Source organism: Pseudomonas sp. NBRC 111138, assembly GCF_001320835.1.
Lineage (GTDB): Bacteria > Pseudomonadota > Gammaproteobacteria > Pseudomonadales > Pseudomonadaceae > Aquipseudomonas > Aquipseudomonas paracarnis.
The window spans coordinates 43,289-64,679 of sequence record NZ_BCBO01000085.1 but is presented as its reverse complement, the minus strand read 5'-3'; the positions used below and the strand labels follow the sequence as shown (position 1 = coordinate 64,679).

The 21,391-nt window shown below is 60.8% G+C and carries 19 protein-coding genes; 11 read left to right on the top strand and 8 right to left on the bottom strand.

Annotated elements, in window-relative coordinates; translation table 11 throughout:
• Positions 1-575 precede the first annotated feature (575 nt).
• From cobU to APH41_RS16725, 7 genes are all read left to right on the top strand, one after another.
• On the top strand, positions 576-1,097 hold the full coding sequence (cobU, locus tag APH41_RS16755) for a bifunctional adenosylcobinamide kinase/adenosylcobinamide-phosphate guanylyltransferase (RefSeq protein ID WP_034128332.1): 522 nt from the start codon (positions 576-578) through the stop codon (positions 1,095-1,097).
• Positions 1,094-2,149, top strand: a complete 1,056-nt coding sequence (gene cobT / locus APH41_RS16750; RefSeq protein WP_054920194.1) for a nicotinate-nucleotide--dimethylbenzimidazole phosphoribosyltransferase — start codon at positions 1,094-1,096, stop codon at positions 2,147-2,149. Before cobU ends, cobT begins: the two co-directional genes overlap by 4 nt.
• Complete coding sequence (cobC, locus tag APH41_RS16745; protein ID WP_034128334.1) at positions 2,146-2,721, top strand: alpha-ribazole phosphatase family protein; 576 nt, start codon at positions 2,146-2,148, stop codon at positions 2,719-2,721. The genes cobT and cobC overlap by 4 nt, the downstream gene beginning before the upstream one ends.
• A 2-nt stretch (positions 2,722-2,723) precedes the next feature.
• Positions 2,724-3,452 carry an adenosylcobinamide-GDP ribazoletransferase gene (locus tag APH41_RS16740; RefSeq protein ID WP_054920193.1) on the top strand — a complete coding sequence of 243 codons (729 nt, stop codon included), beginning with the start codon at positions 2,724-2,726 and terminating at the stop codon, positions 3,450-3,452.
• Between the two features lie 42 nt (positions 3,453-3,494).
• On the top strand, positions 3,495-3,899 hold the full coding sequence (locus tag APH41_RS16735) for a MarR family winged helix-turn-helix transcriptional regulator (protein ID WP_034128336.1): 405 nt from the start codon (positions 3,495-3,497) through the stop codon (positions 3,897-3,899).
• A gap of 54 nt (positions 3,900-3,953) precedes the next feature.
• Positions 3,954-5,162: an MFS transporter gene (locus APH41_RS16730; RefSeq protein WP_014719382.1), complete on the top strand. Its 1,209-nt coding sequence runs from the start codon at positions 3,954-3,956 to the stop codon at positions 5,160-5,162.
• 150 nt (positions 5,163-5,312) lie between these two features.
• Entirely contained in the window at positions 5,313-5,864 is a 552-nt protein-coding gene (locus APH41_RS16725; RefSeq protein ID WP_034128338.1) for a glutathione peroxidase, read from the top strand.
• A gap of 64 nt (positions 5,865-5,928) precedes the next feature.
• Here the strand turns inward: APH41_RS16725 and APH41_RS16720 are convergent, their stop codons facing one another.
• The 4 genes from APH41_RS16720 to APH41_RS16705 form a co-directional block, all read right to left on the bottom strand.
• A complete protein-coding gene (locus APH41_RS16720; protein ID WP_003193026.1) occupies positions 5,929-7,206 on the bottom strand; it encodes an OmpP1/FadL family transporter in 1,278 nt (425 codons plus the stop codon).
• A gap of 145 nt (positions 7,207-7,351) precedes the next feature.
• Complete coding sequence (locus APH41_RS16715) at positions 7,352-7,834, bottom strand: hypothetical protein (RefSeq protein WP_034128339.1); 483 nt, start codon at positions 7,832-7,834, stop codon at positions 7,352-7,354.
• A gap of 278 nt (positions 7,835-8,112) precedes the next feature.
• Complete coding sequence (locus APH41_RS16710; RefSeq protein WP_034128340.1) at positions 8,113-8,337, bottom strand: hypothetical protein; 225 nt, start codon at positions 8,335-8,337, stop codon at positions 8,113-8,115.
• A gap of 443 nt (positions 8,338-8,780) precedes the next feature.
• Positions 8,781-9,086 (bottom strand): hypothetical protein, encoded by a 306-nt coding sequence (locus APH41_RS16705; protein WP_034128341.1) that lies wholly within the window; start codon positions 9,084-9,086, stop codon positions 8,781-8,783.
• A gap of 457 nt (positions 9,087-9,543) precedes the next feature.
• Here APH41_RS16705 and APH41_RS16700 point away from each other — a divergent pair, with 457 nt between their 5' ends.
• The gene (locus tag APH41_RS16700; RefSeq protein WP_034128342.1) at positions 9,544-9,867 is read left to right on the top strand and encodes a hypothetical protein; all 324 of its coding nucleotides are present in this window, start codon (positions 9,544-9,546) and stop codon (positions 9,865-9,867) included.
• A 175-nt stretch (positions 9,868-10,042) separates the two neighbouring features.
• Entirely contained in the window at positions 10,043-11,407 is a 1,365-nt protein-coding gene (gene rmuC / locus APH41_RS16695; protein WP_169918249.1) for a DNA recombination protein RmuC, read from the top strand.
• Between the two features lie 107 nt (positions 11,408-11,514).
• Here the strand turns inward: rmuC and APH41_RS16690 are convergent, their stop codons facing one another.
• The 3 genes from APH41_RS16690 to APH41_RS16680 all read right to left on the bottom strand — a co-directional run bounded on the left by APH41_RS16690 (position 11,515) and on the right by APH41_RS16680 (position 16,096).
• Positions 11,515-14,985, bottom strand: a complete 3,471-nt coding sequence (locus APH41_RS16690; protein ID WP_054899071.1) for a PAS domain-containing hybrid sensor histidine kinase/response regulator — start codon at positions 14,983-14,985, stop codon at positions 11,515-11,517.
• Positions 14,986-15,104: 119 nt separating this feature from the next.
• Positions 15,105-15,488, bottom strand: coding sequence for a YbaN family protein (locus tag APH41_RS16685; RefSeq protein WP_019818414.1), 384 nt, complete (start codon positions 15,486-15,488; stop codon positions 15,105-15,107).
• Positions 15,489-15,508: 20 nt separating this feature from the next.
• Positions 15,509-16,096, bottom strand: a complete 588-nt coding sequence (locus tag APH41_RS16680; RefSeq protein ID WP_034128344.1) for a YecA family protein — start codon at positions 16,094-16,096, stop codon at positions 15,509-15,511.
• Between the two features lie 276 nt (positions 16,097-16,372).
• Between APH41_RS16680 and recQ the strand changes: the two genes are divergently transcribed.
• Together recQ and APH41_RS16670 are read left to right on the top strand one after the other, a co-directional pair.
• Positions 16,373-18,502, top strand: a complete 2,130-nt coding sequence (gene recQ / locus APH41_RS16675) for a DNA helicase RecQ (RefSeq protein ID WP_014719373.1) — start codon at positions 16,373-16,375, stop codon at positions 18,500-18,502.
• A 121-nt stretch (positions 18,503-18,623) separates the two neighbouring features.
• Complete coding sequence (locus tag APH41_RS16670; protein ID WP_003193007.1) at positions 18,624-19,058, top strand: MarR family transcriptional regulator; 435 nt, start codon at positions 18,624-18,626, stop codon at positions 19,056-19,058.
• Positions 19,059-19,188: 130 nt separating this feature from the next.
• Here the strand turns inward: APH41_RS16670 and APH41_RS16665 are convergent, their stop codons facing one another.
• Entirely contained in the window at positions 19,189-21,378 is a 2,190-nt protein-coding gene (locus APH41_RS16665) for a patatin-like phospholipase family protein (RefSeq protein ID WP_034126768.1), read from the bottom strand.
• Positions 21,379-21,391 lie beyond the last annotated feature (13 nt).

The window sequence follows — 21,391 nt, the reverse complement described above, 5'->3', positions numbered from 1 at the left end:
TTGCCTGCGATAGCCATGTGTATCTACACAACGCTGTAGTGCTCAACGGTAACCACGATGCGAAGCGAGCCGCTCTTGATCTGCTTTTGATCTTAGGCGCCCCGTTAAACCACGCTGGCCGGAATTCGACAGGGATTTGGGGGGTAAACCGGCAGGGATGCCGGTTTAGCCGCCCCGCGCCATGGATGGCGCGTGGCGGCGGCCCCCAAAATCCCTGTCGGATTACGGGCACACCGAGCCTAGGCGAGGTGCCGAGTGGTGGGGCAAGAGCGTTTTGCTTACTTTTGCGCTTTTCAAAAGTGAGCCGCCGTCAGGGCGGAACCCTAAGTGGCCGTTACCTACATAACGGATATGCACTCGGTCTAATCCAACATCCCAGTTGGCTGTCAGGCCGTCTTCGCAGCGATGCGGCGACCCGACAAGCCAGCTCCCACATTTGGATTGCGGAGCATCAGATGGATATGCGCCGGCTGTCAGACCGTCGCGAATGCGGTGGGTCAGCCATAGGTGCATTCACTGATGCACCCTAATTGGCGAGCAAACCCGCTCCCACATTGTTTGTCAGAGGCCTTTGCATGTATCAATTGATCCTCGGCGGCGCCCGTTCGGGCAAGAGCCGCCTGGCCGAAAAGCTTGCCGCAGAGAGCGGGCTTGCCGTCATTTATATCGCCACCAGCCAGCCGCTCGACGGTGAGATGAACGAGCGTGTCACTTTGCACCGCCAGCGTCGTCCCGACCATTGGGGCCTGGTTGAAGAGCCCATCGACCTAGCGCGTGTGCTACAGGAAAACGCCGCCACTGATCGCTGCCTGCTGGTGGATTGCCTGACCTTATGGCTCACCAATCTTCTGATGCTCGAAGACCCGGCGCGCCTTGCGTGCGAGCGTGATCAACTGTTGCAAACCCTGGCTTCGCTGCCGGGGGAAATCATTTTTGTCAGCAACGAGACCGGTCTGGGTGTCGTGCCGCTGGGCGAATTGACTCGCCGTTATGTGGATGAAGCCGGTTGGCTGCATCAAGCCTTGGCCGAGCAATGTCAGCGCGTTGTGCTGACGGTTGCCGGCCTGCCCCTGACTTTGAAAGGTACTGCGTTATGACCGACTCCTGGTGGCTCAACCCCTGCAAGACGGTGAATGCCACAGCCCACGAACAGGCGCTGGCGCGTCAGCAGCAGTTGACCAAGCCCGCTGGCTCCCTCGGCCAGTTGGAGGCCCTGGCGGTGCGGTTGGCGGGTTTGCAGGGCCAGGTCAAACCGTCGGTGGATCACCTGTGGATCGTGATTTTTGCCGGCGATCACGGCGTGGTCGCTGAAGGCGTGTCGGCATTTCCCCAGGCGGTGACCGGGCAGATGCTGCAAAACTTTGTCACCGGTGGTGCGGCAATCAGTGTGTTGGCGCGGCAACTGGAAGCGCAATTGGAAGTGGTTGACCTTGGGACGGTCACGCCGTCCCTGGATTTGCCCGGCGTTCGTCACCTGAATATCGGCGCGGGCACGGCCAATTTCGTGCATGGCCCGGCGATGACTCAGTCTCAGGGGCAACTGGCCCTGCAAGCCGGGCGAGACAGCGCACACCGCGCCCTGGCAGGCGGCGCGCAGCTGTTTATCGGCGGCGAGATGGGCATCGGTAACACCACCGCCGCCAGTGCCTTGGCCTGCGCATTGCTGGATTGCCAGGTCACTGACCTTACAGGCCCTGGTACCGGTTTGAACGCCGCAGGGGTCAGCCATAAGGTCGCGGTCATCGAGCGCGCCTTGGCGTTGCACGCCGGTCAGCGCGGCGATGCGTTGCAAACCCTGTTCAATCTCGGCGGTTTTGAAATTGCAGCCTTGGTTGGCGCCTACCTGGCCTGCGCCCAGGAAGGCATGGTGGTGCTGGTGGATGGGTTCATCTGCAGCGTGGCCGCGCTGGTGGCGGTGGGCTTGAACCCGGCATGCCGCGAATGGCTGGTGTTCGGCCATCGGGGTGCCGAGCCGGGTCATCGCCATGTGCTGCACAGCCTCGATGCGCAACCGTTGCTGGAACTGGGCCTGCGGCTGGGCGAAGGCAGCGGCGCGGCGTTGGCGGTGCCCTTGTTGCGTCTGGCATGCGCGCTGCACGGGCAGATGGCGACCTTCGCCGAAGCCGCCGTGGCGGATCGCCCCGCATGACCTTGCGCCTGGACCTGCTGCGCCACGGCGAAACCGAGCTGGGCGGCGGCCTGCGTGGCAGCCTGGACGATGCGCTGACCGCCAACGGCTGGCAGCAGATGCGCGACGCAGTGGTGGGGCAAGGGCCCTGGGATCGGCTGATCAGCTCGCCGCTGCAACGCTGCGCTCTGTTCGCCCGGGAGCTGGGGACGCAACTTGATTTGCCGGTGAGTCTGGAGCCTGACTTGCAGGAGCTTCACTTCGGCGCCTGGGAAGGGCAGAGTGCGGCCGCGTTGATGGATACCGATGCCGAAGGGCTGGGCTTGTTCTGGGCCAACCCCTATGGCTTCACGCCGCCGGAGGGTGAGCCTGTCATCCAGTTTTCCGAGCGCGTGCTTGGCGCTGTCGCCCGGCTGCATCAGGCGTACGCGGGCCAGCGGGTGCTGTTGGTCAGTCATGGCGGTGTGATGCGCCTGCTGCTGGCTCAGGCGCGAGGGTTGCCCCGTGAGCAACTGCTGAATGTTGAAGTGGGTCACGGTGCCTTGTTCGGCCTGCAGGTTGAAGCCGATGGTGTGTTGAAGGAAGGACTCTGACGATGCTGCCGTTCTGGATCGCCCTGCAATTTCTCAGCAGCCTGCCCATTCGCTTGCCGGGCATGCCGCAACCTCAAGAACTGGGCCGTTCGTTGTTGTTTTATCCGCTGGTTGGGTTGCTGTTCGGCGTGCTGTTATGGGGCCTCAACCAGGTGTTGCAGGGCGCCCCGTTGCTGTTGCACGCCGCGTTGCTGCTCACAGCCTGGGTGTTGCTCAGCGGTGGCCTGCACCTGGACGGCCTGGCCGACAGCGCCGATGCCTGGCTGGGTGGTTTTGGCGACCGCGAGCGCACCCTCAGCATCATGAAAGACCCGCGCAGCGGCCCGATTGCGGTGGTCACCCTGGGCTTGGTGCTGCTACTCAAGTTCAGCGCGCTGGTGGCATTGATCGAACAACACAATGGCGCCGCGTTGATCCTGGCGCCCCTGATCGGACGCGCTTCGATGCTGGCGCTGTTTCTCAGCACGCGCTATGTGCGGGCGGGCGGATTGGGTCAGGCACTGTCAGACCATCTGCCGCGAATTGTCGGCCAACAGGTGCTGATCCTCAGCGGGTTGGCCTGCATTCTGATCGGCGGTTTCAGCGGCGGCATCGCGGTGTTGCTGGCGGCACTGTGTTTCGTGTGGCTGCGCCAGTTGATGGTCAAGCGTCTGGGCGGTACCACGGGCGACACTGCTGGCGCACTGCTGGAGCTGCTTGAAGTCGCGGTGCTGGTCGGGCTGGCGTTGTAACGCTTTCTTGCAATTGATTAACTCCGGGTATATACACGCTCTATGCTTGCCTCCCAATGTTTATGCACCAACCTGCGACGCGCTGCCCGTGGCGTCAGCAGGCACTACGACGGCGCTCTCGACGGCTTCGGGATCAACGTTGCCCAGTATTCTCTGTTGTGCAACCTGCAGCGTCTCGACCAGCCGAGCATTTCCAGCCTGGCGGACGCCATGGGCCTGGATCGCAGCACCCTGGGGCGCAACCTGCGCGTCCTGGAAGGTGAGGGGCTGGTGCAGTTGGTCGAGGGTGACGATTTGCGCAACCGCCTGGTGGTGTTGACTGCCACAGGGCAAGAGCGGCTGACTGCCGCGTTACCGGCTTGGGAAGCGGCGCAACAGAAATTGATTGATAAGCTCGGCGCCGAAAAGCGCGAAATGTTGTTGGCCTTGCTGGATGAACTCGCCTGAATGGCGGTTTGTTCGACTACAAGCGGGTATATACCCGCGAACGGAGAATAAGAAATGACCTCGATGTGGCGCACCAGTGGTTGGGTCCTTTTAGGGAGTGCGCTGATCCTGGCGTTGTCCTTGGGCGTACGGCATGGCTTTGGCCTGTTCCTGGCGCCGATGAGCAGCGAATTCGGTTGGGGGCGTGAAACCTTTGCCTTTGCCATCGCCTTGCAGAATCTGATCTGGGGCTTGGCGCAGCCATTTACCGGGGCCTTGGCCGACCGTTTCGGCGCGACCAAGGCGGTGTTTGTCGGCGGGGTGTTGTACGCCGTCGGCCTGGTGCTCATGGGCATGTCCGACTCCGCGTGGTCACTGTCGTTGAGCGCAGGTTTGCTGATTGGCATTGGCCTGTCCGGCACCTCGTTCTCGGTGATTCTCGGCGTGGTTGGCCGCGCCGTTGCGCCAGAAAAACGCAGCATGGCCATGGGCATTGCCAGCGCCGCCGGCTCGTTCGGCCAGTTCGCCATGGTGCCCGGCACCCTCGGCTTGATTGGTTGGCTGGGCTGGTCGGCCGCCTTGCTGGCGCTGGGCTTGATGGTGGCGTTGATCCTGCCGCTGGTCGCCATGCTCAAGGACCGGCCGCTGGCGGTCACGGTGGGCCAGCAAACCCTGGGCGAAGCGCTGAAAGAGGCCTGCTCCCACTCCGGCTTCTGGCTGCTGTCCTTCGGCTTTTTTGTGTGCGGTTTCCAAGTGGTTTTTATCGGTGTGCACTTGCCGGCGTACCTGGTCGACCAGCACCTGCCGGCCACGGTGGGCACCACGGTGCTGGCCTTGATTGGCCTGTTCAACGTATTTGGCACCTACACGGCGGGTTGGCTCGGTGGCCGCATGTCCAAGCCGCGTCTGCTCACCGGCTTGTATCTGTTGCGGGCGGTAGTGATTGTGTTGTTCCTGTGGGCGCCGGTCACCGAAGTCACGGCGTATCTGTTTGGCATGGCGATGGGATTCCTGTGGTTGTCCACGGTGCCGCTGACCAATGGCACCGTCGCGACCCTGTTTGGGGTGCGCAACCTCTCGATGCTCGGCGGGATCGTGTTCCTGTTCCACCAACTGGGCTCGTTCCTCGGCGGGTGGCTGGGCGGGGTGGTCTATGATCGAACCGGCAGCTACGATTTGATCTGGCAGGTGGCAATTTTGCTCAGCCTGCTTGCCGCCGCGCTGAATTGGCCGGTGCGTGAGCGGCCGGTGGCGCGCATTCAGGCGCAGATGGAGGCGGCATGAGCATGACAGCGCGTCTTATGCTGTTGGCTGTGGGGCTGGGGTTGTTGCTGCTGGCCTGGTGGGGTTGGCAACGGGGCGGCCTGGCGTTGATGCAACTGGGCATGGCGATCTGCTAAGTTGTGGGTCTGAACTGACTCAAGGACTTTTGACATGCAGATGCGCTGGCTCGCTGTACCCGTCCTGATGGCTATTGGCAGCGTGGCGATGGCCGCCAGTTGCCCACCGTTGCTGGAGGGCCAACTGCCCAAGCTGCGGGCCAAGGAATCCATCGACCTGTGCCAGCAATTCGCTGGCAAACCCTTGGTGATCGTCAACACGGCGAGCTTCTGCGGCTTTGCCCCGCAATTCAAGGGCCTGGAAGCGTTGTATCAGCGCTACAAGGGCGAAGGTCTGGAAGTGATCGGCGTGCCGTCCGATGACTTCAAACAGGAAGCCAAGACCGGGGAAGAAACCGCCAAGGTCTGCTACGTGAATTATGGCGTGACCTTCACCATGACCGAGCCGCAGAAGGTCAAGGGGCCGGATGCGGTGCACCTGTTCAAGGTGCTTGCACAGCAGGCCGACGCCGCGCCCAAGTGGAACTTCTACAAGTATGTAGTGGATCGCCAGGGCAATCTGGTTGCCAGTTTTTCCAGCCTGACCAAGCCGGACAGTCCGGAGCTGATCAAGGCGGTGGAACAGGCATTGGCTTCCAAACCCTGACCGCCAGCCAAACAAAAGCCCCGCCTCCTTCACAGGAGAGCAGGGCTTTTTTTTACGACTGCGGTTAGAACTTGTAGGTCATGCCCAAGCCGAAACCGTTGGCGCTGTTTTCATACTTGGCGTTGTAGCTGGCCAATTGGTTGGAGCGCGAGATCTTGACGTCCTCTTCCTTCAGGTAGGAGTAGGCCAGGTCGATGGTCATGTTATCCATGACCTGGTAGCCCAGGCCCAGGCTGAAGATAGTACGGTCGCCGGTCGGGATGCGCGGTGAGCGATCCGTGTTGTTGGTAGGCGACTGGTCGAATGTCAGGCCGGTACGCAGTACCACTTGCTTGGTGAGCTGGTACGAAGTACCCACGGCGTAGGCCCAGGTGTCGTGCCAGTTCTGGTCTTCCTTGATTGTGCTGACCAGGCCTGGGGCAAGCGCGCCGCCAGTAGCGCCGCTGACGCCTTCGTTCTTGACGGTGATGTCTTTCAGGCGGCTCCAGCGTGTCCAGGTTGCACCGGCATAGAGTTTCCACGCGTCGGTCAGGTCTTGAGTGACGGACAGGTCGTAGGACTCAGGTGTGTCGATTTTCAGCGAGGCGTCATAGCGGTTGCTGCGCAGGAACGGCGAGGTCGCGGTCGGTGCGGTGACTTCGGTGTGGCCGTCCAGCTTGTAGCTGACCTTGGAGTGGTAGGTCAGGCCGACACGGGTGGTATCGGTGGCTTGGACCAGTACGCCGATGTTGAAGCCCAGCGCGGTGTCGTCACCCTTGATCTTGATATTGGTGTCTGGCGCTCGAGGGTTCAGCGTCAGGTCCGATTCCAGGGTGCCGGCGATGCGGTTGATGGTCGGGCCAAAACCCACGGAAACGCGGTCGTTGAAGGCGTAGCTGACGGTCGGTTGCAAGGTGATGACTTTCACTTCGCTCTTGCTGCCAAAGCCACGGCCCTGGAAGCCGCTTTCGTAGTCGGTCACCAGGCCGAACGGCGCATAGACGCCGAAGCCGACAGCCCATTGGTCGTTGAGCTTATTGGTGTAGAAACCGAAAGGCACGGCAGTGAAAGGCACCATATCGCCTTTGTTGCTGCCAGCGGAGCGGCCGCTGACATTGCTGATATCGGTGGAGGCATCAATGGCTGCAACGCCACCGGTGATCTGTTGGCCTTCCAGGCGTGCCATACCGGCAGGGTTACCGAACACAGTGCTCGCATCATCGGCAGAAGAAGAGCGACCTGCGAAACCGGTACCCATCCCGCTGACGCTCTGTTCGTTGAGGGCAAAGCCGCTGGCGAACAATTGGGAGGATGCCATGGCAACGGCGAGGCTAAGTGTGGTCTTGAGCATTACTTTTTTCATTATTAGAACTCCGTGTGATCACCGCTGCGGAAAGTATCAATAAATTTCACATCGCGCTATAGGCTGTAATGCAGGAGATAGAGCGGTTTTGTAGGACAATCCGACCAAAATTGCCGTTTTTTGCCGAATCTTGCAATTTGCCCGGTCAGCAAGCTGCCTGTTTCAGGGGGCTTACACAGGTTTGCCACGCTTGGGTGAAATCTCGCAGGCGGCCTTGTGGATGGAATATTTCTTTCCAGATACGCGCCATGGCCAGCACATCGCCGGGTGCGGGAAGGGCAGGGCGTTGTTGTTCCACCAGTAACCAGGCGATGGCCGTGGCGTAGCGCAGGTTCACGGTCAACTCCAACTGAGGCGCGCTGAGGAACGCATGTTGGCTGGCCAGCCCGCGCACCAGGCTGGCGCGTTCCGGGTCAAGGGCCAGGTAGTCATCCCAGAGGGCGCGGTGACGTGGTTCGGTGATGCTGTAGAGGCCATGGCCGCGCCGGTCATGCAGCGCCGAGCCCAGTTCTGACTGGCTGGCGGCAATGCCCAGCAGCAGGGATTCGGCTGTCGAGCTGTGACGGCCGAGGTACATCAGCGTCGGCCGGATCACATAGCGACACAATTCACTGGCGGCAATACCCATACGAGCCTCAGTCCTTACAAAGAGTGGACGAGCCTGAGAAGGGGGGCTTGGCAGCAATGAATCGGATCTCAGGCCCGTCGTAAGCGGATCATGCCGCTTGACTTGAAGTGTAGTGTCATATTCCTGATGTAAAGGACTGTTTTTAAAACATCTTCTGCAATCGGTTATAACGTTTATATCGATTTGTACTTAGCGCCACGGACTCAAGGCCAAATTCCAGGCAATAAAAAACCCTGTTGTTCAAACAGGGTTTTTGAGGTTTCAGCGACGCGGGTCGATCAGGCGGTCAGTGCCTGACGGGTACGATCGATCACGGCCTGCAGCGGTTCTGCGCTGGAGTATTGATCGGGGTACAGGCGTTCGCTGTGACGAGCGATGCCGTGTTCGTTGACCAGGGTGAAGCTGAAGCAGCCTTTGCGAGCAGCCATGATCAGGCAGTTCATTGGGGCAAAAGCGTTGGTGAGGGCGCGAATGGCATCCTGAGTGTGGATTTGAGCGTTCATATTATTGGTGTTCCTACAAATGACACGGATAAGAACCGTGCAACGTTAAAACGTTCCAGTAACGCTGATCACCATTGATCAAACGAAGAACCCGACTGGAACAAAGCAGCCAGTTTGAAGCGCTATGGAATTAGGCGCGCTTGGGCTGGCAGGTAGGTACTTAGGAGGGCAGGCAACACAACAGGGGCAAAGGTTCTGGGCCCGGGGTGAAGATCCTGATCAATTTGCAGGTTGGTTCGGTCAGAGTATTGGAACTTCGCGACACCCTTTGCTTGTTCAAAGGCAGTGTCGTCGCAAGGAATACCTGGAAACCATCGAGGTGGCCGATCCCATGTGGTTCAGGGGACGTATTCGACCAGAATTGACTTTCAGCTTGGTACTAACGCCGCGGATAGTAACGGATTGAAACAGGGAAGGGAAGGCCGATTGCAAAAAAACTTCGATCAGCCGCCGAGCAACTCGCGATAGACCAGTACGGTCATGGACGCGGCCAGGGCGCACCCCAGCCCATAGGCGGCGAGCGTCAATCGCAAGGACTGGCCGGTCTCGATCATGTGGATCACTTCGCGCATGTCATTGATCTTTCCGTCACTGAGTTCGATGCACAGGACCACGGCGGTAAAGGCGGCTGACAGCAAGATAGCAATGGCGAACAGTGCGCCGTCCGGAGAGGGGAGCGCAGCATTGATTCCCAGGGAGGTCGCGCAGATGGCCAGTAGCAGCCCGGCGAATAACAGAATTCCTTTCATCGGCCCTACTGGTTTGCATTGTCGGTGGCGCAGTGTGGCGAGCCGAGGCGGATTTGAAAAGCCCTCGGGTTTGCCCGGTCAGTAACATGTTTAACCGGTGTTGAATCAAAAAACGCCGCCGATATAACCAGTCGATCGGGACTTGTGCACATTTGTGGCCAAGGGTGTAACCCTGCTCTCACTGGTGTGCAAGTGCGCCCATTTGCCTGTAATCAAAATTTAAGTCAATGAAAAATCTCGCTTTTTTTTATTGGTGAAAAAATCGTCAGTTTGACTGCGGCCCCCGTTCCATGGGGCTTTGCGCCTGTTCTAGGGGGGTTGTCCACTGAGTTATCCACAGCTTCTGTGGATTGTCCCGAGCGCTTGCTCTAGGACGGGCGTGCACGGTTTTTTCAGCTTTACCTGTACGAAAAAAAGAGTAGAGTGGCGCGCCTTCCGTTCTGCCCCACAGTGCTTTATGAAGTTTCGCTCAGTATCACCTTCTGTTACCGACACGCCCCAAACTGTTACCGCACCCAAGCGTTTTTCCTTGAAGGTCGCATTGTGGCTGCTCGACAGCCCGCGCCTGGGGCAGAGCACCAATATCAAGCATCTCGCCGGACGCTTGCTCAAGCAGCCCGCCCGCGAAGGCGTGGTGGCCGCTCAGAGCCGTCTTGGCCAACTGATGTGCCGCGAGTGCGGAAATGCCCGTGACCGGCGCATCGGCCACGATTTGTTGCGTTCGGCTGCTCGCGCCGGCGACCGTCGCGCCCAGCGCGAACTGGGCCAGGTCGAAGACTGAGCTGTCCTCCGGCCTTAGGCTTGGTTAACCTTGATCTTTTTCGGTGATGGCAGAAATGGCTATGGTGTTTGACTGGACCAGTATCGCCTTGGGTCTTGTGGGTGCAGCCGTGCCGCTACTGGCGCTGTGCTGGCAACTCCAGCGGCGTCTGACCGCACGCACCACCGGTTGGGAGCTGCTGGAAGAACGCCTGGCAACCGCGCAACTGGCCCAGGAAGGGCTCGCCGCGCAACTGGACGCCAGTCGCGATGAGATCAGTGACCTCAGCCAGGCCAATGCCGCCAAACAAGCCGACCTGGCGGCGCTGCGCCGTGAAGTCGAGTTGTTGCAGATCGACCGCGATAACGCCCGCGATGCCGCGCACGCCTGGAACCTCGACCGCAGCGCCAAGGAAACCGAACTGCGTCGCCTTGACGCCTTGGCCGCTGCCCTGAGCGCCGAATTGCGCGAGCAGCAAGAGAGTCATCAGCAACGACTCACCGACCTGCAAGGCTCACGGGACGAGCTGCGTGCGCAATTTGCCGAGCTGGCCGGCAAGATCTTCGACGAGCGTGAGCAACGCTTCGCCGAAACCAGTCAGGAGCGGCTGGGCCAACTTCTGGACCCGCTCAAGGAACGTATCCAGTCCTTCGAGAAGCGTGTCGAAGAAAGCTATCAGAACGAAGCCCGTGAGCGCTTTTCCCTCGCCAAAGAGCTTGAGCGCCTGCAGCAATTGAACCTGCGTCTGTCGGACGAAGCCACCAACCTGACTCGCGCCCTCAAGGGCCAGAAAACCCAGGGCAACTGGGGCGAGTTGATTCTTGAACGGGTGCTGGAGCACGCGGGCCTGGAGAAGGGCCGTGAGTACCAGACCCAGGTCAGCCTCAAAGGCCCGGATGGCGAGCGTTTCCAGCCCGACGTGCTGATCATGTTGCCGGGCGACAAGCAGGTGGTGGTCGACTCCAAGGTCAGCTTGACCGCCTATCAACAGTACGTTGCGGCGGATGACGAGGTGATTGGCCAGGCCGCCTTGAAGCAACACGTGCTGTCCCTGCGTAATCATGTCAAAGGCTTGGCCGGCAAGGACTACAAGCGCCTGGAGGGTTTGCACAGCCTGGATTTCGTCCTGCTGTTCGTACCGATCGAGGCTGCCTTTTCTGCGGCATTGCAGGCCGAGCCCAACCTGTTCCAGGAAGCCTTCGACCGCCATATTGTAATCGTCAGCCCCACGACCCTGCTCGCCACCCTGCGCGTGATCGACAGCCTGTGGAAGCAGGAGCGCCAGAGCCAGAACGCACGGGAAATTGCCGAGCGTGCCGGTTGGCTGTATGACAAGTTCGTGCTGTTTATCCAGGACCTGGACGAAGTGGGCAACCGGCTACAACAGCTGGACAAGGCCTACAGCGCGGCGCGCAACAAGCTGACGGATGGGCGTGGGAACCTGGTCAGCCGTACCGAGCAACTCAGGTTGCTCGGTGCCCGCGCCAGCAAGAGCTTGCCGGCGGATCTGCTGGAGCGGGCGATGACCGATTCGGATGGCGTGGCGCATCTCCCGGAATAAAAGGGGCTAAATTGTAGGAGCGAGCTTGCTCGCGAAAAACTCATAGGCGCCGCGTTTATTCAGGAAACACGCGTTATCATTGACGTTTTTCGCGAGCAAGCTCGCTCCTACAGGGGCAAATGTCTGCTCAATAGCGCCCGCAACGCCGCCGGCTTCACCGGCTTGGCCAAGTAATCCAACCCCGCCCCATGCACCTCGGCCACCATCTCCGGTCGCCCATCGGCACTGATCACTACGCCGGGAATCGGCTCGGCCAGTTGCGCACGCAGCCAGCCCATCAACTCGGTACCGGTTTCGCCGTGGTCCAGGTGGTAATCCACCAACGCCAGTTGCGGGCGGATACCCTCGGCCAGCAATGCCGCGCATTCGGCCTGGTTGGCGGCCGTCCAGACTTCACAGCCCCAGCGCGTGAGCAGGCTGCGCATGCCGATCAGGATGCTGTCTTCGTTATCCACACACAGCACGCGTGCGCCACTCAAGGGCAGGCCGGTTTCTGCGGGCGCCTTGGGTTGCACGCTGGTCTGGTTACGGGCCAGCGGTACGCACACGCTGAAGACGCTGCCTTTGCCCGGCCAGGAGCGCACGCTCAGGCGATGGCCCAGCACGCGGCACAGGCCGTCGGCAATCGCCAGGCCCAGCCCTAGGCCCTTTTCGGCACGGGTCTGGTGACTGTCCAGGCGCTTGAACTCTTCGAAGATCACCTTTTGTTTATCGGGCGCAATACCAGGCCCGCGATCCCAGACCTCCAGGCAGAGTTCGCCCTTGCGACGACGTACGCCCAGCAGCACCGGGCCGTCGGCATAACGGAAGGCATTGGTCAGAAAATTCTGCAAAATCCGCCGCAGCAGCTTGATGTCGCTGTCCACTCGCAAACGGCTGCCGCGCCAGCGGAAGCGCAAGTGTTGCTCTTGGGCCAGCGCCTTGAATTCTGCTCCCAGGGTGTCGAACAGCTCGTTGAGAACAAAGGGCTGGCGTTGTGGGTTGATCTTGCCGTTTTCCAGGCGCGAAATGTCCAGCAAATCGCTGATCAGGTCTTCGGCCGAGCGCAGTGAGCTATCCAGATGCTGCACCAACTGCCGTGCCTCGCCGGACAGGCCATCGGTCTGGTGGGAGAGGGCGGCGGAAAACAACCGCGCAGCGTTCAGCGGTTGCATCAGGTCATGGCTCACGGCCGCCAGGAACCGCGTCTTTGACTGGCTGGCGGATTCGGCCACGCCCTTGGCGTCGGTGAGGGCCACGTTCAGTTGCGACAGTTCATGGGTGCGCTCGGTCACCCGCTGCTCCAGGCCCTCATTGGCCTCGGTCAGCGCTTGTTCGGCTTCGCGGAACGCGGTGATGTCGGTGAAGCTCATGACAAACCCGCCGCCGGGCATCGGGTTGCCGATCAACTCGATCACCCGGCCATTGGGGAACAGGCGCTCGGAGGTGTGCGCACGCCCCTGGCGCATCCAGTGCAGGCGACGCGCCACGTGCACTTGCGCTTCACCGGGGCCACACAGGCCGCGCTCGGCGTTGTATCGAATGATGTCTGCAATGGGCCGGCCGACGCTGATCAAGCCGTCCGGGTAGTTGAACAGTTCCAGGTAGCGCCGGTTCCAGGCCACCAGCTTGAGCGACTGGTCCACCACGCTGATGCCCTGGGTGATGTTCTCAATGGCACCTTGCAACAGAGCGCGGTTGAACTGCAGCACTTCCGAGGCTTCGTCGGCGATACGGACCACGTCCTCCAGTTGCATTTCCCGCCCTTCAATCGCCGCTTTCACCACCGCCCGCGTCGATGAGGCTCCGAGTACGCCGGCCAGCAAGCGTTCGGTGTGGGCGATCCAATCGTTATCAGCATTCTGGTTGGGGTTGAAGCCTTTGCCCTGGCGATAGGCGAAGCGAATAAAACTCTGCTGGGCCCGTTCTTCCCCGACGAAGCGTGCCGCCAGGCTGAGCAGGTCGCTGATCTGCACCGACAGCATGGAGCGCGCACTCGCACGCTGGCTGATTTCCTGGCCGATAAAACGGCCTGCCTGCCAGTGCTCGGAAACCCGTGTGCGCGACAGCATCGACACCCACACGAAGAGGGTGAAGTTACCTGCCAGGGAGAACACGGTGCCCAGGGTCAGCGAGGTGACCGACAGCCCGAACGGGTGGGAGTGCATCCATGTCAGGCCGGGGAAAAGGTTGAGCGACCAGCCCAGACTTTTCGCCGTCACTGGCAAGACCAGCGTGTAGAACCACAGGAAAGTACCGGCGGCCAAGCCGGCAAACACCCCACGCCGGTTGGCCTGCTTCCAATAGAGGGCGCCGAGCATCGCCGGGGCCAGTTGGGTCACAGCGGCAAAGGCGATCTGGCCGATGGTCGCCAGGCTGGCGGTGGAGCCCAGCAAGCGGTAGCTCACGTACGCCAGCAGCAGGATGATCACAATGCTCACCCGGCGAACCGACAGCATCCAGTGACGGAAGACTTCGAATGGCCGCTCGGCGCTGGATCGGCGCAACAGCCAGGGCAGCAGCATGTCGTTGGAAACCATGGTCGACAAGGCGATGCTCGCTACGATGACCATGCCAGTAGCCGCCGATGCACCGCCAATGAATGCCAGCACGGCGAGGGCAGGATGGGCCTCGGCCATTGGCAGGCTGATCACATAGGAGTCTGGCAGCACCGAGCTGGGCAACAGCATCTTGCCGCCCAGGGCGATCGGCACCACAAACAGTGCCGCGAGGATCAAATAAGCCGGGAACACCCACTTGGCCAGGCGCAAATCCTGGGGGTCGATGTTCTCCACCACCGTCACATGAAATTGTCGGGGCAGGCAGATGATCGCCATCATGGCGACGCCGGTCTGTACCACCATCGAAGGCCAGTTGATGGTCTCTTTCCAGTATTCCTCAAGGCGCGGGGCGAGCATGGCCTGGCTGAACAGATCGCCGAAACCGTCGTACAAGCCGTAGGTGACAAACGCACCGACGGCGAGAAAAGCGAACAGCTTGACCAGCGACTCAAAGGCAATCGCCAGCACCATGCCGCGGTGGTGTTCGGTGGCGTCGAGGTTGCGTGTACCGAACACGATGGTAAACAGCGCCAATACCAGCGACACAATCAAGGCCGTGTCCTGGGCGCGGGTGCCGGTGGTGTCGGGGCCGGCGCCGATCAGCAGGTTCACGCCCAGCACGATGCCTTTGAGCTGCAGCGCGATATAGGGCAGCACGCCGACCAGGCAGATCAACGCCACCACCACCGCCAGGGACTGGGATTTGCCGTAGCGGGCGGCGATAAAGTCGGCGATTGAGGTGATGTTTTCCTGCTTGCTGATCAGGATCATCTTTTGCAGCACCCAGGGTGCCAGCACCAGCAACAGCACAGGTCCCAGGTAGATCGGCAAGAATGCCCACAGTTGTTCCGCCGCTTGGCCTACGGCGCCGAAGAAGGTCCAACTGGTGCAGTACACCGCCAGCGACAGGCTATACACCCAGGCACGCACGCGCGGCGGCAGCGGCGCATGGCGGCGGTCGCCGTAAAAGGCGATGGCAAACATAGTGGCCATATAGGCCAGGGCAACGGCGGCGATCAGCCCGCTGGACAGCGTCATGGTAACTCCGAGCATAAGAACACCCGGGCATTCCAGGCCCGGTTGGACAGTCTCGCATGATGCCTGGTGTTAGTCAGTGTCGACCAAGGTCGTGTGGGATCGAATGTCGCAGGCGGCGCTCAGCGTGGCGGCAGGGTTTTCTGGCGCAGGATGTAGATCGTCACCAGCACCGCACTGGTCAGCATAAAGCCCCGTGCCCATGGCAGTGGTACCAGGTAGCAGGAAATCGAGATGCTCAGCCACATCAAGCCGATGGCGTAGACCTTGCCTTTGAGCGGGATGCCATTGCCGTCCAGGTAATCGCGCACCCAGGGCCCCAGGCGCGGGTGTTCCACCAGCCAGTGGTAGAAGCGCGGGGAGCTGCGAGCGAAGCAGGCGGCGGCGAGTAGCAGGAAGGGTGTGGTCGGGAGTACCGGCAGGAAAATACCGATGACTCCCAGCGCTACGCTTAGCCAGCCGATGGCCAGCAGCGCATAGCGCAGGAGCAGTGGACGGTTGCCCATGGGTTCCACGGGCAAGCGACTCAGTGGTGACGTGGCTTGAGGATCGCCGGTTTTTCGTCAGGCGCGTTGCACAGCAGGTACAGCGCGGTCAGGGCTTCCGGGATCTGCACGATCATGTCGTCCATCAGGTTGGCGTCGGCGGCGATGTCGGAGAACTCTGCCTCCTCTTCGAACAGGCCCGAACCGACCATGATCGGCAGCAGCATTTCGCTGACTTCCTCTTCGGCGGTTTCGAACCAGGCGGCTTCGCGCAGAAATACGCCTTCCATGAAACCGATGCACCAGCCGCGCAGGTCGGAGTCATCCGGATCGTCGCCCAGGTCCAGCTCGCACGGCAGCTCGAACTCTTCGTCGGAGGCCAGTTGGCGCGCGATGTGGGCCTTGAGGGCGATCAGGGTGGATTCGATTTCTTCGCGATGGGCGGCGTCGCTGTAATGAGGCTCTTCAGCGAACAGCGCGTCGATCCATTCACGGTCCGGGACGGGGTCGGAGCAGATCGACAGGGCGGTCAGGTAGCCGTGGGCGGCCACGTAGTCCAGCGCCTCGTCATGCAGCTCATCGGCGTCGAGGAAGGCTTGCAGGCGGGTTAGTTGCTCAGCGAAGGACATTGAAGGGCTACCTTGGGAATAAACGATGCTGAATTCTAGGCTTTCTTGAGCGCCCAGGCCAGCCGCACGGCATATTTGCCCGGTTTTAGCCTGGTGCGTCTATTCGTCAGTCGCGCCCTTTGGTGGATAACGCTCGGGTATACTGCCGCGTTTTGTGATGCCCCTGCAGGCCCAGCGCCAATCCGGGAAAACTTCGCTTACGGATTATTTTTCGTGAGCGCGGATATTTTCGGCCAGCCTGTATTGAGGGATTTCGGCACCATTTTGGAGTTTTACATGCTCGAGCAGGCTCAACGCGTCCTCAAGGACATCTTCGGCTACGACAGTTTTCGTGGCCGCCAGGGTGCGATCATTGAGCGCGTGGCCAGTGGCGGCGATGCCCTGGTGCTGATGCCTACCGGTGGCGGCAAGTCGCTGTGCTTCCAGGTGCCGGCGCTGTTGCGCAATGGCCTGGCCGTGGTGGTGTCGCCGCTGATCGCGTTGATGGACGACCAGGTCGCCACCCTTGAAGAACTCGGTGTCGCCGCCGCGTCGTTGAACTCCACCCTCAGCGCCGAGCAGCAGCGCGACCTGGCTGCACGCATCAAGCGGGGCGAGGTGAAAATGCTTTACCTTGCGCCGGAGCGCCTGGTGCAGCCACGCATGCTGGCCTTTTTGCAGAGCCTTGAGATCGCTCTGTTCGCCATCGACGAAGCCCACTGTGTGTCGCAATGGGGCCACGATTTCCGCCGCGAATACCTGCAGCTTGGCCAATTGGCAGAACTGTTTCCCGATGTGCCGCGTATCGCCCTGACCGCCACCGCCGACAAGCGCACCCGCGAAGAGATCGTCGAGCGCCTGCATTTGCAGAACGCCGAGCGCTTCCTGTCGAGTTTTGACCGGCCCAATATTTTCTACCGCATCGTGCCCAAGGAGCAGCCGCGCAAGCAGTTGCTGGCGTTCCTGTCCGAGCGGCGCAGTGACGCGGGCATCGTGTATTGCCTTTCGCGCAAGAAAGTCGACGAGGTCGCGGCGTTCCTCTGTGAACAAGGCTACCCGGCGCTGCCTTACCATGCCGGCCTGCCCAATGAAACCCGATCAGCGCACCAGAAACGCTTCCTGAACGAGGAAGGCCTGATCATGGTGGCGACCATTGCCTTTGGCATGGGCATCGACAAATCCAACGTGCGTTTCGTGGCGCACATGGATCTGCCCAAGTCCCTTGAGGCCTATTACCAGGAAACCGGGCGTGCCGGCCGCGATGGCCTGCCGGCGGATGCCTGGATGGTCTACGGCCTGCAAGACGTGGTGATGCTCAAGCAGATGCTGCAGAACTCCGAGGGCGACGAGCGCCACAAGCGCCTGGAGCAGCACAAGCTCGATGCCATGCTTTCGTTGTGCGAAGAGACCCGCTGCCGCCGCCAGACCCTGCTGGCGTATTTTGACGAAGACATGCCTGAGCCCTGCGGCCACTGCGATAACTGCATCGACGGCGTGCAAACCTGGGACGCCACCGAACCGGCGCGCCAGGCGTTGTCGACGATCTATCGCACCGGCCAGCGTTATGGCGTGGGCCATCTGGTGGATGTTCTGCTGGGCAAGGACAACGAAAAAATCCGCAGCTTCGGCCACGAAAAACTCTCGGTGTACGGTGTCGGTAAAGCTCGCGCCGAAGGTGAGTGGCGTTCGCTGTTTCGCCAGATGGTTGCCCGTGGGCTTGTCGACATCGATATCGAAGGCTACGGCGGGCTGCGGCTGAATGACAGTTGCCGGCCGTTGCTCAAGGGCGAAGTGAGCCTGGAACTGCGCCGTGACCTCAAGCCGCAGACCACCGCCAAAAGCAGCAGCACCAGCCAGGCCAGCCAACTGGTGCGGGGTGAAGAGCGCGAACAATGGGAAGCCTTGCGCACCCTGCGGCGCAAACTGGCGCAGGAGCACAGCGTGCCACCCTACGTTATCTTCCCCGACTCCACCCTGCTGGAGATGCTCCGCGAGCAGCCCACCACCATGGCCGAGATGGCCCGGGTCAGCGGTGTGGGCGCGCGTAAACTGGAGCGCTACGGCCAGGCCTTCCTGGAAGTGCTCGGCGGTCAGGCCGAAGCGCCGAAGGAAATCGCCGATATTCGCCACGAACTGATCAGCCTGGCCCGTGCCGGCATGACCCCGATCCAGATCGCAGGCCAACTGCAATGCTCGGAAAAAAACGTGTACACCTTGCTTGCCGAAGCCATCGGCAAGCAGCAATTGTCCCTGGAGCAGGCCCTTGATTTACCTGAGGATTTGCTCGGTGAAATCCAGGACGCCTTTCTCGATGGAGAAGGCGAATTGCCAGCTGTCACCGAAATTGCGCCGTTGTTTACCGGGCGTGTTCCGGAAGGCGTTTTGTACTGCGTGCGTGCCGCTTTGCAGTCTGAATTCGAAATTTAGTGTGCCAATTACGACAATGTAACGAATCAGTACATAGCGGGCCTTGCCTATGGGCAGGCCTCATGCTTAGCTGACTAATAATTAGCCATACTTTATTTTCAGTCTTAAACACGAGTTTTTTATGCCGTTAACCGATCAACACCGTTTTGGCATGCAGTTGGCGCAAATGTCGCGAGGTTGGCGCGCCGAACTGGACCGCCGCCTGGCGGGGCTGGGCTTGTCCCAGGCGCGCTGGTTGGTGCTGCTGCACCTGGCCCGTTTTGTCGAAGCACCCACCCAGCGTGAATTGGCCCAAAGTGTCGGCGTGGAAGGGCCCACCCTGGCTCGTCTGCTCGACAGCCTCGAGGGCCAGGGCCTGGTGCAACGCCAGGCCGTAGTGGAAGACCGTCGTGCCAAACGTATCCTGCTGTGCGACACCGCCCAACCGTTGATCGACCAGATCGAAACCATTGCCACGGCGTTGCGCCATGAATTGTTCGTGGGCGTAAATGAAGAAGACCTGCGGGTGTGCATGCGGGTGCATGAGCACATCCTGGCGAACCTGGAAAAGTCCTGATCTGCAAAATGTAGGAGCGAGCTTGCTCGCGAAAAACGCCAACGATAACGCGGGCTTCCTGAATAAACGCGGCGTCTGTGGGTTTTTCGCGAGCAAGCTCGCTCCTACAAAAGTCCTTGGCAATCCTTTCCTAGAACGTCTGGCCCAGGTTCAAGTACACCGCCTTCTGATTATCATCATTGAACCCATAGCTGAAATTCAGCGGCCCCAGTGGTGTATCAAACCCCAGGAAAATACTCGCGGCGTTGATATAGCCGCTGTCGAACTCGTTATCGTTGTTCCACGCCCGGCCCCGTTCCAGGGATGCACCCAGGTACAACGGGAAGTCCAGCGGCAGGTAAGAGCGTGGGGTGAGCCTGCGGAAGTACACCGCGCGCATGAGGCTGATGTTCTGCCCCGAAATCGCATCCTGGCGGAAGCCCGACAATTGCCGTGCGCCCCCCAGCAGGAAGCTGGAAATCACCACATCCGAATTATCCAGTGTGCGACCGTAACGACCGCCCAGTATCAAGGTGTCCGGCCCGTGGCTCATGGCCTTGTCCAGCTTGAATTCCCACTGGCGATAGCGCTGGTCGGAGCCCAAACCGGGTTCGAACTCGCGAAAGGCCAGGCCGATGTCTTCGCCGCTGTGGGGGAAGTACACGTTGTCCAGGGAGTCGAAGGAATATTTGAGTTCATAGAAGCCTTCGCTGAAGCTCACGCTCGGCAGGTCGCGGTCGCCAATGCGCACGTCCGCCTTGCCCCAGGCTTCGCCCACGCCAAAGCGGATCTCGCCGCTGTTGCCGATCTGCCGGCCCACATTCAAACCAAAGCCATAGCGTTCCAGGCGGTATTCGGAGATGGGGTCGTTGTCCAGGATCAGCTCGACATTCTGTGCCTCGGCCCTGATATAGGGGGCCACAAAGTAGCGTGAGCCGGTGTCCATGGGCTGGTAGAACTCGCTGTAGAGCTCCTGCCGGTCACCAATCTGCACCCGTGTGAGCCATTCCGCGCCGAGGCGGTTGATGCCGTTCACACGGTAACTGGCGCCGAGGTTGAAGGCGCTATCACCGCGCATGTCATCCGAGAGGTTCAAGCCCAGTCGCAGGTAGTCGGTGCCGCTGCGCTTGCCGCGTGCGCTGATCACTAGGGTGTTGTCCTGGCCCTTTTTCACTACGCGGTATTGCACCTGCTCGAAGTAATCCAGGCCGTACAGGGTGCCCATGTCCGATTGCAGGCGGCCCAGATTCAAAGGTTCTCCCAGGCCCTGGCGAATGTAGTAGCGGATGACGTCATCGCTGACCTTGGAGTCGTTCTCCACCTGGATCGCGGTGATCACCGGGGTGCGTTCGCCCGGCGTGCGCGCGGCTACCAGGTCGGCGTCGATGGGTTCGGCAGGGCGCAGGTGTGCCAGGCGTACGTCGAGGGCACGGGTGGCGCGGTAGCCAGCGTCGATCATGTCCTTGGCGCGGCCAAAGTCGGTGACGCCATACGCGGCCAGCGGTGGTTGGATCAACACATCCTTGGGGTTCAGGGCCTTGAGCTGCTCTTCGGAGTTGCGCCGGGTCATCAGGGTGATGGACTGGTTGAGCACATCCACCACGGTTGCCAATTGCTTGCGCGAGCGTAGCGGGGTGCCGATGTCGACCACGATGGCGATATCGACGCCCATCTCCCGCGCCACATCCAACGGAATGTTGTCGGTCATGCCGCCATCTACCAGCAGGCGGCCATCCAGCTCCACCGGGGCGAACACCGCGGGGATCGACATGCTGGCGCGTATCACCTGGGGCAGGTGGCCTTTGCTGAACACCACTTTTTCGCCGGTGGTGATGTCGGTGGCCACGGCGCGGAATGGGATCGGCAGCTTGTCGAAATTACGTGTGTTGCTGCTGTGGGCGAACATGCTTTCCAACAGCAGTGCCAGGTTCTGGCCCTGGATCACGCCCAGCGGCAGGCCGAGGCTGCCATCGTCGCGGAAACTGAGTTTTTGTTTGACCAGGAAATCCCGGTCATCCTGTTTGCGCCGAAACGGTACGTCTTCACGTGGTGGCGCGTCGGACAGGGCCTGCTGCCAGTCGATACCCAGCGCCAACTTCTCCAGCTCGTCGATCTTGTAGCCTGACGCGTACAACCCGCCAATCACCGCGCCCATGCTGGTGCCGGCAATCGCATCGATATGAATACCTTGCTCTTCAAGCGCCTTGAGCACACCGATATGCGCCAGGCCACGGGCAGCCCCGCCGGACAGCACCAGGCCGATTTTCGGGCGGGGGGCTTCTACCGCGTCGGCAAGTAGGGGGACAAGGCACAGGAACAGGCAAGACAGCAGGCGGCGCATCATCAATCTCGTG

What these genes read in the sequence shown, in the direction of transcription:
- APH41_RS16690 (WP_054899071.1), bottom strand. Translation starts at nt 14,985, where the DNA reads ATGACGCTGTCCAGCGGGCTGATCGCCGCCGTTGCCCTGGCCTATATG.
- APH41_RS16710 (WP_034128340.1), bottom strand. Translation starts at nt 8,337, where the DNA reads ATGAACGCTCAAATCCACACTCAGGATGCCATTCGCGCCCTCACCAAC.
- APH41_RS16670 (WP_003193007.1), top strand. Translation starts at nt 18,624, where the DNA reads ATGCCGTTAACCGATCAACACCGTTTTGGCATGCAGTTGGCGCAAATG.
- APH41_RS16665 (WP_034126768.1), bottom strand. Translation starts at nt 21,378, where the DNA reads ATGCGCCGCCTGCTGTCTTGCCTGTTCCTGTGCCTTGTCCCCCTACTT.
- APH41_RS16730 (WP_014719382.1), top strand. Translation starts at nt 3,954, where the DNA reads ATGACCTCGATGTGGCGCACCAGTGGTTGGGTCCTTTTAGGGAGTGCG.
- APH41_RS16705 (WP_034128341.1), bottom strand. Translation starts at nt 9,086, where the DNA reads ATGAAAGGAATTCTGTTATTCGCCGGGCTGCTACTGGCCATCTGCGCG.
- APH41_RS16715 (WP_034128339.1), bottom strand. Translation starts at nt 7,834, where the DNA reads ATGGGTATTGCCGCCAGTGAATTGTGTCGCTATGTGATCCGGCCGACG.
- APH41_RS16735 (WP_034128336.1), top strand. Translation starts at nt 3,495, where the DNA reads ATGCTTGCCTCCCAATGTTTATGCACCAACCTGCGACGCGCTGCCCGT.
- APH41_RS16680 (WP_034128344.1), bottom strand. Translation starts at nt 16,096, where the DNA reads ATGTCCTTCGCTGAGCAACTAACCCGCCTGCAAGCCTTCCTCGACGCC.
- APH41_RS16725 (WP_034128338.1), top strand. Translation starts at nt 5,313, where the DNA reads ATGCAGATGCGCTGGCTCGCTGTACCCGTCCTGATGGCTATTGGCAGC.
- APH41_RS16740 (WP_054920193.1), top strand. Translation starts at nt 2,724, where the DNA reads ATGCTGCCGTTCTGGATCGCCCTGCAATTTCTCAGCAGCCTGCCCATT.
- recQ (WP_014719373.1), top strand. Translation starts at nt 16,373, where the DNA reads ATGCTCGAGCAGGCTCAACGCGTCCTCAAGGACATCTTCGGCTACGAC.
- APH41_RS16720 (WP_003193026.1), bottom strand. Translation starts at nt 7,206, where the DNA reads ATGAAAAAAGTAATGCTCAAGACCACACTTAGCCTCGCCGTTGCCATG.
- APH41_RS16700 (WP_034128342.1), top strand. Translation starts at nt 9,544, where the DNA reads ATGAAGTTTCGCTCAGTATCACCTTCTGTTACCGACACGCCCCAAACT.
- cobT (WP_054920194.1), top strand. Translation starts at nt 1,094, where the DNA reads ATGACCGACTCCTGGTGGCTCAACCCCTGCAAGACGGTGAATGCCACA.
- cobC (WP_034128334.1), top strand. Translation starts at nt 2,146, where the DNA reads ATGACCTTGCGCCTGGACCTGCTGCGCCACGGCGAAACCGAGCTGGGC.
- APH41_RS16685 (WP_019818414.1), bottom strand. Translation starts at nt 15,488, where the DNA reads ATGGGCAACCGTCCACTGCTCCTGCGCTATGCGCTGCTGGCCATCGGC.
- cobU (WP_034128332.1), top strand. Translation starts at nt 576, where the DNA reads ATGTATCAATTGATCCTCGGCGGCGCCCGTTCGGGCAAGAGCCGCCTG.